This is a genomic window from Mariniblastus fucicola, from assembly GCF_008087665.1.
Taxonomy (GTDB): Bacteria; Planctomycetota; Planctomycetia; order Pirellulales; family Pirellulaceae; genus Mariniblastus; species Mariniblastus fucicola.
Genome location: NZ_CP042912.1, coordinates 4,015,128 through 4,027,109, shown reverse-complemented (window position 1 = coordinate 4,027,109; position 11,982 = coordinate 4,015,128). Strand labels below are relative to the sequence as shown.

At 52.7% G+C, this 11,982-nt stretch carries 9 protein-coding genes; 2 read left to right on the top strand and 7 right to left on the bottom strand.

Going from position 1 to position 11,982, the window contains the following annotated elements; translation table 11 throughout:
* The 4 genes from MFFC18_RS14740 to MFFC18_RS14725 form a co-directional block, all read right to left on the bottom strand.
* The gene (locus MFFC18_RS14740) at positions 1-3,735 is read right to left on the bottom strand and encodes an FG-GAP-like repeat-containing protein (protein WP_148618889.1); all 3,735 of its coding nucleotides are present in this window, start codon (positions 3,733-3,735) and stop codon (positions 1-3) included.
* A gap of 470 nt (positions 3,736-4,205) precedes the next feature.
* Entirely contained in the window at positions 4,206-4,703 is a 498-nt protein-coding gene (locus tag MFFC18_RS14735; RefSeq protein ID WP_075083332.1) for a hypothetical protein, read from the bottom strand.
* A 75-nt stretch (positions 4,704-4,778) separates the two neighbouring features.
* On the bottom strand, positions 4,779-5,972 hold the full coding sequence (locus MFFC18_RS14730) for a DUF1559 domain-containing protein (RefSeq protein WP_075083331.1): 1,194 nt from the start codon (positions 5,970-5,972) through the stop codon (positions 4,779-4,781).
* A 273-nt stretch (positions 5,973-6,245) separates the two neighbouring features.
* The gene (locus tag MFFC18_RS14725; protein WP_075083330.1) at positions 6,246-6,842 is read right to left on the bottom strand and encodes a thioredoxin family protein; all 597 of its coding nucleotides are present in this window, start codon (positions 6,840-6,842) and stop codon (positions 6,246-6,248) included.
* 89 nt (positions 6,843-6,931) lie between these two features.
* Between MFFC18_RS14725 and MFFC18_RS14720 the strand changes: the two genes are divergently transcribed.
* Positions 6,932-7,351: a molybdenum cofactor biosynthesis protein MoaE gene (locus MFFC18_RS14720; RefSeq protein WP_075083329.1), complete on the top strand. Its 420-nt coding sequence runs from the start codon at positions 6,932-6,934 to the stop codon at positions 7,349-7,351.
* A gap of 35 nt (positions 7,352-7,386) precedes the next feature.
* On the opposite strand, the gene MFFC18_RS14715 is transcribed toward MFFC18_RS14720, so the two are convergent.
* Positions 7,387-8,187 carry a hypothetical protein gene (locus tag MFFC18_RS14715; RefSeq protein WP_075083328.1) on the bottom strand — a complete coding sequence of 267 codons (801 nt, stop codon included), beginning with the start codon at positions 8,185-8,187 and terminating at the stop codon, positions 7,387-7,389.
* Positions 8,188-8,275: 88 nt separating this feature from the next.
* Here MFFC18_RS14715 and MFFC18_RS24990 point away from each other — a divergent pair, with 88 nt between their 5' ends.
* Positions 8,276-8,446, top strand: a complete 171-nt coding sequence (locus tag MFFC18_RS24990) for a hypothetical protein (RefSeq protein ID WP_157665079.1) — start codon at positions 8,276-8,278, stop codon at positions 8,444-8,446.
* Here the strand turns inward: MFFC18_RS24990 and MFFC18_RS14710 are convergent.
* Both MFFC18_RS14710 and MFFC18_RS14705 read right to left on the bottom strand, forming a co-directional pair.
* The gene (locus MFFC18_RS14710) at positions 8,432-8,836 is read right to left on the bottom strand and encodes a hypothetical protein (RefSeq protein WP_075083327.1); all 405 of its coding nucleotides are present in this window, start codon (positions 8,834-8,836) and stop codon (positions 8,432-8,434) included. The genes MFFC18_RS24990 and MFFC18_RS14710 overlap by 15 nt on opposite strands.
* Before the next feature lie 10 nt (positions 8,837-8,846).
* Positions 8,847-11,396, bottom strand: a complete 2,550-nt coding sequence (locus MFFC18_RS14705; protein ID WP_157665078.1) for a serine/threonine-protein kinase — start codon at positions 11,394-11,396, stop codon at positions 8,847-8,849.
* Positions 11,397-11,982 lie beyond the last annotated feature (586 nt).

The following is an 11,982-nucleotide window of genomic DNA, read 5'->3' as shown; positions in this document are numbered from 1 at the left end:
CTATTTGTCGTCGCTCTGGCTCTGGTAGCTGAACTTAATCTCAGTCGACTCAGGCCCTTCCGAGTTGATCAGTTTCTCTGTCGACGTTCCGTCAGGCCAGCGGACCGAAATTTTCTCGATCCGTTCAAGCTGCTTCGAAGGAACCCGAATCGAATTCGCTGACTGCGAAAGATACCCGCCGCCAGCCGAAATCTCATGAGACTGAACTTGTCCGCCTTCCTTGAAGTGCAGTTTGATCGTGCTTCCGATTCCTTCTGCATTTCCTGACGGACCTTCGATGCTCAACTTGGTCGCATCGAAATCGCTTTGATTGGTGAAGACTTTGAACTGGTCACCGTTAACTGCAACCAGTAGGTCCTCATCGCCATCGGAATCCCAGTCGGCAGTCACCAGGCCATTCGCGTCGCCCGTGACAACGATGCCGCTGTCGCGTGGCCACTGCGGATCGAAATCGCGAGTCCCGGTTCCCTTCAGCATCAAACCCAGACCGCCGTCCATGAATCCAGTCTCTGGCTGAGATCCAAAAAAGTTGTTGGCCAGGACGATGTCGAGAATTCCATCGCCGTCGAAGTCCTTGACGACGACTCCAAACGACGGGCTGATCTGCCCGATCGAAGGAAGTGCTTCGGATTCGAAGCCATTGCCACCATCGTTCCACAAGATCACTGACTCAAGGTAGTTCAGCTCGACGTGTTGACGGGCCTGCGAATCAGTTTCGTAGATGTCATCCAAAGTTGCCAAAGAGAAGTCATGGAATTTCGGAAACTTTTCGGCGATGAATGGCATGCAGCGAGAGCTGCAGCTGCGGCCTCGCACCGGATACTCGATGTCGCCTTCGTACTCGGACTCAACTAAATCGAGAGTGCCATTATTGTCAAAATCTTCAAAGTAAAGCCGGTGAGGATGTTCCGCCGTGGCGTGATACTTCGTGTTCAATCCCTGGTTGGTGACGACGTAATCCATGTCGCCGTCAGCATCCAAATCCGCAGCGACGATTCCATGCCACCAGCCAGACTGACCGCCCAGGCCAAGGTTTTCGGTTTCGTTGGAGAACGTGCCTTCGTTGTTCTGATAGATGGAGACGGGGCCCCACTCTCTGGCAACGATAAGGTCCAACCAACCGTCGTCATTGAAGTCAGACCAGATCGCCGAATTTACCAAGCCCACATTTGTGAAGTCGCCAATCTCGGGCGATGAGACAGAGAACTTGCCGCCTTCATTGATCAGCAAATGACTCTCAGGCATCACTGGGTATTGCCCGGGAACGCTACGCGATCCAACGAACAGGTCCAGGTCTCCATCGCGATCAAAGTCGCCCGCCGCGACGCTCATGGAGCTGTCTCTCAAGTCTGGCAGCGAACTTTCCGTGACGTCCTCAAAGCTGCCGTCTCCATTATTCCGGTAAAGGCTGTCGCGATAGTTCTCTGACTCCAAATCGAATTCGTTGCTGCCGCTGGTCACGTAAAGATCCGTGTCGCCGTCTCCGTCAGCGTCAAAGAACAGGCAAGCCATGTCTTCACAGACGGCTTTCGATTCCCATGGGCCAGCGACCTTTTCAAATTTTCCGTTTCGGTTCATGAACAGAGCAGCCGGTTGACCTGCCGCACTACCGCAGAAGATGTCTGTGACACCGTCGCCATCGACATCACCGCAGGACACACTGGCGCCAAGTCTCGAAAGCTGAAACGGCAGCAAAGGTTCTCGCTCGAAGTCGTCAAATTCGGACTCCTTATAGACAAAGTCCAACCCCGCCGCTTCCGTTCCGTCCGCGAACATGGTGTCTGCCGCAACCGGTGGTGACTCAGGTTTGTTGTCTGGAGAATCGATGACTCGGTACAAAAAGTTCGGGTCAAGGTCGGTGAACTCTTGCACCCGTGAACCAGGCCACGTGACTTTCAAACGATCAATCTTTTGCGACTCGTCGACGCCGAAGTGAACCATCATCGGATCGGATGTCAGGTAGCCGCGGCCCGGCGTCAGGTCACGACGCTGGTAATTGTCGGCTTGCCAAATTTCGATTTTGCTACCGACGCCGTAAAAGTTATTCAGCCCACTGCGAAGCTCGACCAGCAAACGGCCACCATCCGCGGTCTTGTTTTCATAGACCAGCGAAGGCGTGTAGTAGTTGTTGATAACGCAATCCAGATCGCCATCCAAATCAAGGTCTGCAAACCCGGCCGAATGACTCACGCCGTGATAGTCCAGGCCCCAGTCTTCCCCGACCGCTTCGAACTCAAGGTTCCCCCGGTTCGCATAAGCCAGGTTGGTTTCCTCTCGCACTGGAATCTGGATCCCAAATTTGTCTCGTTCCTCAAACGTCAGCGGCTCGCCACCTTTTTTCGCTTTCAATTCGTTCAGTCGGTTGACGATGTCGCTGTTCATGTTGTCGCGAGCATGTCCATTGGTGATGAAAACGTCCTGATTGCCATCGAGGTCCAAATCCGCAAATCGAACACTCCAGGTCCAGTCTGTTTTGGCCAGACCCGTTTGTCGAGCAAGCTCAAAGTACTCCTTGTCTCCCGCGTTGACGAACAGGCAATTCACCATGAACTGCCTCGGTTTCCCGTAAGTAAGGAACCATCCTGAGTCCGACATGTCTCCCATATTGATCTTCTGACCGTAGTGCGTCTGGTCAGCCATGTCGGCAACCAGGAAGTCCAACTGTCCGTCGTTGTTCAGGTCACCGGCGTCGACACCCATCGAATACCACGGCGTGCGGCGGACCGTTTCGGGGAGCACATCGGTGAACGTACCGTCATGGTTGTTGCGATACAAATGGTCGGGCTGTTTGAAGTCGCTCGTGACATAAATATCTTGCCAGCCGTCATTGTCATAGTCGAACCAGACACTGGCCAACCCGCAGTCGTAGCCGGCAATCCCTGAGTCGCGGGCGACCTCTTCGAAGTTACCGCTGCCATCGTTGCGGTACAGCAAATCCTGTTCGCCGGGCCAGTAGTCGACGTGTCCATCGATGATCGTGACGTATTCTTCTTTGCCAGGGACGACTTCGATTTCGCCGTCTTCGTTTTCCCGGATCAGTTGATGCGGAATCTCGACAATGTCCTGGTAGGTGACGAGGTAGAAATCCATGTCGCCATCGTGATCATAGTCGCAAAAGTTCGCTTGCTTGCTGGCTCCGTTGTACGCAACGCCTCGCGTAAAGCCCTCTTCTTTAAAGGTTCCGTCTCCCCGATTTATGTAAAGAAGATCAGGTGCGGCCATGTTGCATACGTAGAGGTCGAGATCTCCATCGTTGTCGATGTCCGAGAATGAAGCACCCGATGCCCAGATCTTGTTGTCTTTGATTCGCCCGTCCACCTTCGCACTGAAAGTCGTGTCGTCGAACTTCATGTTGCCGAGGTTGCGGAAGAGTTTGTTGTCGACATCCGAACCGGTCAGATAAATATCAATCAGGCCATCATTGTCGTAGTCTCCCAGTGCGACGCCAGAGCCTGTCTCCAGAAGCATATTGGTGATGTCACGCTCCATGTAGTTCTTGAAGTCGACGCCGCTGTTTTTCAGCATCGAGAACCTTTTTGAGCCAGCTCCTCCCGCATCAGTTTTCTTGAGAGGAAGTGCGAACAGGTTGTCGGAGATTTTCACGTAACCGCTGTCCGAAGCTGGTAATGTGTTGGCGACTTTCTTGATCGGAGAAGCCTTGTCGCCACAGCCAGACAGTATCGTCAATGCAATCCCGGCAATTCCAAAAACCAAAGCTGTTGTGTATCTGGTCACAATAATGGTCCTTAATAAAGGTGGTGACGTGTTGAGGTCGCTGCCTCAAACGGTTGCCGACGGCTTTCAATTATGCCTCCGACAATGTATTAAACGCCGACTCTAAATGCGAGTTTCGCGAATCAGTGGACATGACCAACGTCAATAAAACGTTGTGTACCTGATCGAAACAATTCACAGGGTAAAAATTTCCTGGTCGCGTGAGTTGCATCGACGTTTGCTTCACGCTACGGATGTTTGTCCTGCAATTCAGTTCTATGTCTGTACCCTGACCAGTTGTTCGGCGGGATTTCGACGCGCTGACAGGCGAACATTTTACCGTACTGAGAATGCGACTGGAAATGGGACTCGGAAAAGTAAAAAGCCGCAAAACTTGTTGGCATAACCAACAAGGAGTTGCGGCTCAAAGAGCAACTCGCGTCGCTCCGTTCTAGCAATGTACGCCATCAGGCCTGTTGCCAGGCGACCAATTAGCTGTTGCCACGCTCGGCACCCTCTGAATCATCAGGTGTAACTTTACCTTCCCAGAGATCGTTGTACTCATCATCGTCCGACACTTCGCGCGTTTCACCGCCCGCCATGCCGACATGTCGAACTCCATCGACCGCGTTCGGCTCGAAAGCAACCGGGTAGGCCGGAGCCATTGGTGCTGATTTAACACCCCATCGTATTTCGAACTTATCCCCTGTTCGATCGCTTACCATGTAAGAATCGAATTCATCAGTATTGATTCCAAATCTTTCCAGTCGTTCCTTGCGGGATGGATCGCCCTGAATCCACGCTTTGAACTCAGCTTCGTCCTTGGGCCCCACGAACTTGTTGGCGGAGGAGTAAACCATATACATGATGGCTACTTTCCGGATGTTGTGCTTCGTCGCGTTACTGATTTGACTATCAACTGAATCCCCGCATCCTGAAACACAGACGCAAAGTAAGAGGATCAAAAACGGGACCTTTTTCACTAGCATTGAAAACTCCTGACTGAAAATGCCCTGCTCAAGAGAATGAGCAGGGCTTAATAACTCGTAAATGTAATCTCAATCCTACAAGTCTTTAGGATTGATTACTGATCCGTCGGCACGCATACCGAACTGGTTCAGAATGATCCAGTCAGCATCGTTTGAAATCGCGTGAGTAGAACCATCGCCAAGTACAAAGTTACATGTACCAGGGTGAGGTGAACCGAATGAACGGTCATCACGGTAGCCGTCTAGAGAGCGAAGGAAGAAACCTTCGTAGTTCATTGAACCGTCTGGAACGATACCAGCACGGGTGAACGTTCTCATGGTCGGTGTATTAGACGCAACCCAGAAGCCTTGGTGTTCCTGGTTCAGACGCCAAAGCTCACCTTGGTTGACTGTTGTGTAGTTCTTCGACGAAGCTGACTTTTCACCGTACATGATTGTGTTCGAAGAACCGTCGGTAACTGCACCGAACGAGATCTCGTTCCACTTGGTGAACATAGTTGCAGCATCTGAGTTCCAGTCGCCACCGTGGCCACCTTTTCCGATGATACCAACATTGATCTTGGTACGCTCTCCATCAGGTGAAGCAACGTTTGGATCCCAATGGAACGTATCGAAGTCGTCGAGTACGTTACCAATTGGATCGCCGATTTCGTCGTAGTAGTCAGGCGAGCCGTTGTAACCAGCGTAATCACAAACGATGGTTTCAAGAGCTTCCGCAAGTGAGATGTTGCTACGTTCGCCACGAGACGGGCAAGCGTAGAAAGGAATTGACATTCCAACACCCTTGAGGTTACGAACGTCGATGCCGTTACCACCCCAGTTGAAGTTAGTACGGTGCTGGATCATGTTGTTCTGCTCGATGAACGGCAGGATTTGCCAAAAATGGCTCCAGTTTTCGCGACCACTGTGAGCACGGTTTGGGCCGCCCCAATTATTGGTGGCTGTTGATGCCCAAGCGTTGGTGCACGTACCCGCAGTCGGGAAGTGCATGTGAGCTGACTCGAAGTTAAGTGACGCCAGACCGATTTGACGCATGTTGTTCATGCACTCGGTGCGGCGGGCGGCTTCACGGACCTGCTGAACAGCTGGAAGGAGCATCCCGATAAGGATGCCGATGATCGCGATAACGACCAGCAATTCAACAAGGGTGAAACCCTTCTTTGAAGATTTCACAATAAGACCTCTTGCAAAAGGAGAAAAGTTAGTTTCGGCACGAGCGAAAGTGCGCCCGATAAAGTGGTATGGGCAATGATTTCGTGCCGTTTCCATTGACAATACTATCAGCAGCATACCCCTTAGGCAACTCTTTCAAACAAATAAGGCTGAAAGTGCTCCGCAATCGCGCTATGTTGCCATGAAAGTCATCAATACCTGAAAAACATCGCGTGTTGCTGACTTTACAGGAAGTTAAGTTCACCTTGTACTTTTTTACGTCCCAGTTTTACCGTGTTTTGCGGTCCAGAATCGTGGATAAATGGTCAAAAAAATTACCAAATTGGTACCAATCTCCACAAATAAACCCTCGGACACTGCCCGTAGAGCTTAGTGCTGGGGCTCATTGCCCTCTTTCCATTTGATGTTACAGCCCAGTGATGGAAGCTGTGTTTTGGGAACGGTTTCACTGTTCAGCACCGCATTGACCGCCGCGGTCAATTCTTTGCCCGTTGCCACATTGTCTGATTCGTAAACTCCAGAGCGAATTCGAGTAGGACGCGTTTCGTCGTATCGTCCTCGATACACCAGTTTGTGGTCCGCATCGAATAGGAAGAAGTCTGGGGTGCAGGCTGCTGTAAAGTCATGAGCGACCTTCTGAGTCTGGTCATATAAATAGGGAAATGAATAGCCTCGCAGTTTCAGCTCTTCTTTCATTTTCTCCGGCGAGTCGGCGGGATACTCTGCGACGTCGTTGCTTGAAATCGCGATCACGCCGACCCCAGATTCCATGTATCCCCTCGTTACTTCGGCGAGCGATTCCGAGAGATGAATGACGTAGGGGCAATGGTTGCAGATGAACATGACGACCAGCGGCTTGCCGGCAAAGTCGTTCGCAGTGACCGTTTCTCCGGTGAGTACGTTGGGCAGTTCGAAGGCTGGCATGGGAGAGCCAAGCTTCAGCATTGTTGATTCGGTAAGAGCCATGTTGCTTTCCTGTTCCTGATGGGAGCGTTACTATTTTCAGTCAGTTCAGGCTAACGATTGCCCGAAGTTCCTTCAACCAAAATTGTTCCATGATTCGAATCCAGGCTGAGCCAATTGAAACGCAGGCGTTGATGGAGGCTGCGGGCGATGAGAACGCGGGGGCAGTTGTTTTGTTTCTCGGAACGACGCGACGGATGACGGATGGTAAGGAGACGTTGAGCCTGGAATATGATTGCTATGAACCGATGGCGAAGGCGGAGTTGGAGAGCCTGCGTGAAAATGCGCTAAGCCGTTGGCCGCTAAAGTTCTGTGGGATCGTGCACCGCGTTGGCGTTGTGGGAAACGGACAGGCCAGCGTCGCCATCGCGGTAAGCAGTCCGCATCGCGCCGAGTCGTTCGAAGCGTGCCAATGGATTATGGACACGTTAAAAAAGAGCGTGCCGATCTGGAAGAAAGAACGCTGGGCGGACGGTTCGACAGATTGGGTGCACCCGGAGACGGACGATTAGGACGATTAGGACGATTAGGACGCCGCACATCCTCATCAATAGTCCGGCAGATGCGTGACTCCGGATACCGAAACTTTGCCTTTCGCGATATCGATCTCCTGCATTTCGATATAGCTACCGCCCTCGGGCTTTACGAGCGCGTCGGGCAACTGCACGATCGCAACCGGATCGTCTTCTTCCGTGTTCCATTCGATGTCGAGCCCTGACTTTTTTAGCTGGTGAGAGATCTGGTCGGCGAATGCAGCCAGTGGCACCGGAATCTTCCCGGATCGAACCGATTTGACGCGGATGCCAACCTGGTTGAGAACCCCAGTCATGAAAATGTCTGCTTCAATGACCGCGATTCCACGAAACGGTTTCGCATTGCAGCGAAATGCCAGAGTCATCGAACGATCTTCGACGCTCAGTCTCGGCTCGGTGATTTCTGGGGGAATCAGCCCTGGAAATTTGTTCTCAAGGTCCCAGGCCAGCCAGCCGTTGATTTGGTCTTCCGTGAATGTCGCCGTCCACGCATCTCCAACCAGCACCGAGTTTCTTAAATCAAGAATTCGGGTCTCCATCTCGTTGCCATTTTGCTTCTGCAAGTCCTGATCGACTTGAAGTGCTTTGCGGTAGAACTCCGGTTCGGCTTTCGCCAATTCCAGCAAGACAAAGACGGCCGCCGCGGCCAGTCCGACAAACAGAACGGCCGCGATGGCAATTCGTTTCAGCCATTTCCATAAACCGAATCCGCGCTTCTCAGGTGGCAGTTCGGTCACATCTGACTCATCGAGTCCGGATTCCTGCAAGTCATCCAGTTCCGGATCAATGTCAGATTCGTTGGCTGAATTTGGCATAACCTTCCAGGTTGAATTGGATCTGATTAGACTGATACAAAGCGAATCGCCACTTTGTTCTTTCTTGTATAACAGTTCAGTACAGACAATGAACCGTCAATTTCCACGGCTACTGACATCTTTAATTCTTTTGATGACGTTCGGATTCCTCGGTTGCGACCTTGGAACCTACAACAAACGTTTCAAAGAAAGGAATCGTCCGGCTCCTGAAAGCCCGGCGGGCGACGACGCCGAATCAGATGATTCAGGCGACTCTTAGTAGTTCGCCGTTCGCCGCGTCGATTCGAATCGTCCACGACTCGCCGGCGAAATGCCGCGAAGCAGTATCGAACGTCAGCACCGCTTGCTCGGAGAAATCCCCTGACCAGTTTCCGAACGCGTAACGACTGACAGTTCCGCGATTGTTCGAAATGGGGCCTTCGTAATTCAAATACTCATTGCGATGATTCGCGAGCACCGTGATGTCGACCGCTTGGGACGACACTAGTGGCAACTCGACTGCAGCGATCGTGTGCAGCGAATCTTTGGCTTCGACCTCGAACATCAAATCAAAATGCCGCTCGTCCGTACGAGCTTCGTGGCTCGATTCCGTCGTGCAGGCCGTTCGGTCAGATTCTGAAGGTCGATGATCGAGTATGACAAATTTCATGCGCCGAAGGCTATGCTTCCCGGCGGCCAAAGACAATCCCAACCAGGAAAAGTCCGATCGCGATCACTGCGGTCAGTTTGTTGAGGTGCGGTACTTCGAAAGGGATCAGGTCCGGGATCCCAAACGCGCCGCCAAAGATGGCAATGATCGCCGCGGGAATTACAAAGATCGACATTCGCCAGCCGAACACGATCGTCGAGAACAGCAAAATCAGTCCAGCAATCAACGGATTGAAACTGTCGATCAGACCAAGAAAAGGAGTCGTCGTTTTCGAGGCCGACGCCAACATCTCCTGACCGGCGACTTTGGCTGATTCCGCTGCTTGTACCGACGCATCCCCCGTCTCACCCGTGACCACCGTCTCCTGAATCACGGAGGCTCCTTGCTGTCCGAGTTCTTTCAGCTGGTCGACCGAAACCAATAAGTCGTTGTTGTTCGCCCACATCAGAGACGCGACCACCAGGCAGCTACCGATCAGGAAACGAGCGTAGGAGCCGAAAAAACGATCCAGCACCGGGCCAATTCGCTCCAGCGTTGTTTGCTCTTTTTTGTATTTGCCGCTGCGAGCTTCCGCCAACATGGCTTTGATTTTCTTGCGTTGCTGAGCCCTTGCAAATTCCGGATCGACTTCCTTCAGGCGTTTCTCAAGTTGGGCAACCCGGATCGAGTCGCCGTGATCGACGATTGCGTCTGCCATCTGGGTCGCTTGGGCTTTCGCGTCCGAAGCACTGACTCCGTCGGCAACCAGTCCGGCTTGTTCGACTTTCTGCAAGTGTTTTCGTTCGTCGGCATTGGCGAACGACTCCAGTCGATTTTCGAGGTTGTCGTAAACGTTGTCGCGCCAGGCACGAAACTTTGGCTTCTTCTTGCCCGTTTCCGACTTCGAAAGCTCATCGCGAACTCGACGCTTGGCCGCATAACCAAACAATGCCTCGAAAAACTCTTCCCAGTGATTTGCAGAATACTTCGCGACAAAAGTCTGAACCGTCGCTTCTTCTACGCCCTTGATTCGCATCTTTCGAACCAGCTTCTCAGCCTTGGCGATCGGCTCCCGCCGCGCCTTCCGCAGTGGCACGTCGATCAGGAAATGGAATCCGGCCCCAAGTGCAGCGCCAAGCACTCCCAGCAATAACCAGTGCGGAAAAGTGCCGACCAGAAACGATGCGACGACCAGCAATAATGCGGCAAACGTCCACTTGATCCAGGCGAAAATCCCGCTGCGATAGAAAAGCTCGCGAGACTTTTCGAATAGCACCGATTCGTGATTCAGTCCGCTGGCGACAAAGTACGCGGCAACGGCGAACAGGGGCATCAGCAAAAATCCGGTCGCCAATTTCCAGCTGACGAAGAACGTCAGGAACGCGAGCAAGATTGAGCCCGCGAATAGAGCCAACGGCAGGACGCCGCGGAGCTTCGCGGTTGATGGAGCGTTGAACGACTTGCAGGCGGACTCAATGGCTTCAGCGTCAGCTTCATCCGGAGTGAACGCCGTCGAGGATTTAATGCCCAGAAACGCTTCGAGGTCTTCGATCAATTCGCCGATGCTTTGATAGCGATCTTCTGGCTTCTTCGCCATCATCTGCGACACGATCGCCGATAGCTCACCAGGGACGCGCTCCACGACCTTGCTCGGCAGAACCAGTGGCTCGCTATTGTGCTTTGAAACAACCTCTTCAAGAGACTTGCCTTCGAACGGCCGTTTTCCGGTCAGCAAAACGTAAAACGTACAGCCCAGTGAATAAATGTCGGCGCGATGATCGACAGCGGAACTCTTGGCTTGCTCGGGAGCCATATAATAAGGCGTGCCGATCGTCGAACCAATTCGCGTAATGTCCTGAGAAGCCGAAGCCGCGATGAGCTCGTTCACATCTGCGTCGATTTCTTCGCGTTCGGGAACCTTGACCAGTCCCAGATCCGCGACCTTCACCAGCCCGTCCTGATTGACCAGCAAGTTCGCGGGTTTGATATCGCGGTGGACCATCCCCGCGTTGTGAGCACATTGCAAGCCGCGCGCAGCGTGCAGGATGTAGCTGGTCGCCTGGTCGGGGTCGAGATTCTTTTTCTCGCTCATCAAGTCATGCAGCGAGCTGCCGTCGACAAGTTCCATGCTGAAGTAACTGTTGCCGTTGTCGTTGCCCATGTCGTAAATCTGGACGACATTTGGATGGACCAACTGAGCCGCGGCGTAGGCTTCGCGTGTGAACCTGGCCAACATCTTTGGGTTGCGAGCCAGCTTGCTGCGGACGACTTTGAGCGCCACGTTTCGATCGAGCGTCGTTTGATTCGCCAAATAGACCGAGCCCATACCGCCTTCGCCAAGCAGCTTGATCAGTCGATAAGGTCCCAGCCGCCCTGCCCTGGTCGGTTTTCCGGGACCAGCCACTGCTCCGGCCGCCGCAACGGTCTGTTCGTCTTTCGGCTGTCCCTGCCGAGTCGCGGAAGGATTGGTCGCTGCGTCGGTTGCCGAGTTGGATTTGGCTGGCCTGACGTTGGGTTTCGTCTTCTCTCGCGATGGCGTCGCGGGAACAGCTGTCGGAGCTGGCGCAGATTCCGGGTCCATCCTCGTTTGGTCGTTGGCGTTCGGGAGCACCCTGTCTTTCGAGATCGGTTTCGAGCCGGAAGTCGGTTTGGATCCTGACGCTGGGTTGGATCCTGACGCTGGCTGCGGCAGCTCCGTAGCCTTATAGCGGAACGACTGGTCCGGCTGTTCCTTTATAAGTAACTGGAACTTCGTGCTGCAGCTTCGACATTTAGGCGTAAACTTGCCCGTCTTGGGTTTTGCCAGTTTCATGCCGTACTGGCAATTTGGGCAGACAACGTTGAGCATATCCCGAGGCTCCATCAGCTGTTATTAGAGGTGGTTATTCCATGATAGCTGGTTCAGTTCAGATTACGATCACACGCGAAGAAGTCGCTTGGTCGCTGGTAGTAAAAGAAGACTCAAAAATGGTTGTCACAGATAAGAAATGTTGATCCAGCTTGCGACAGCCGTATGATTCTGAGTCAGAATGAATCCCGTCGCAGGCTGAGAAATTATTCTTGTTTTGAGACGCCGGGCGTTAAGGTCCGGTTAATCGCTTTTTCCAAATGGTTTGGAAAGCGTATTTAGGTTAATTAGGCGTAGTGGTCCGCAAATTGCTGTCTTT

What these genes read in the sequence shown, in the direction of transcription:
- MFFC18_RS14725 (WP_075083330.1), bottom strand. Translation starts at nt 6,842, where the DNA reads ATGGCTCTTACCGAATCAACAATGCTGAAGCTTGGCTCTCCCATGCCA.
- MFFC18_RS14720 (WP_075083329.1), top strand. Translation starts at nt 6,932, where the DNA reads ATGATTCGAATCCAGGCTGAGCCAATTGAAACGCAGGCGTTGATGGAG.
- MFFC18_RS14715 (WP_075083328.1), bottom strand. Translation starts at nt 8,187, where the DNA reads ATGCCAAATTCAGCCAACGAATCTGACATTGATCCGGAACTGGATGAC.
- MFFC18_RS14730 (WP_075083331.1), bottom strand. Translation starts at nt 5,972, where the DNA reads ATGGAAACGGCACGAAATCATTGCCCATACCACTTTATCGGGCGCACT.
- MFFC18_RS24990 (WP_157665079.1), top strand. Translation starts at nt 8,276, where the DNA reads ATGAACCGTCAATTTCCACGGCTACTGACATCTTTAATTCTTTTGATG.
- MFFC18_RS14735 (WP_075083332.1), bottom strand. Translation starts at nt 4,703, where the DNA reads ATGCTAGTGAAAAAGGTCCCGTTTTTGATCCTCTTACTTTGCGTCTGT.
- MFFC18_RS14705 (WP_157665078.1), bottom strand. Translation starts at nt 11,396, where the DNA reads ATGGACCCGGAATCTGCGCCAGCTCCGACAGCTGTTCCCGCGACGCCA.
- MFFC18_RS14710 (WP_075083327.1), bottom strand. Translation starts at nt 8,836, where the DNA reads ATGAAATTTGTCATACTCGATCATCGACCTTCAGAATCTGACCGAACG.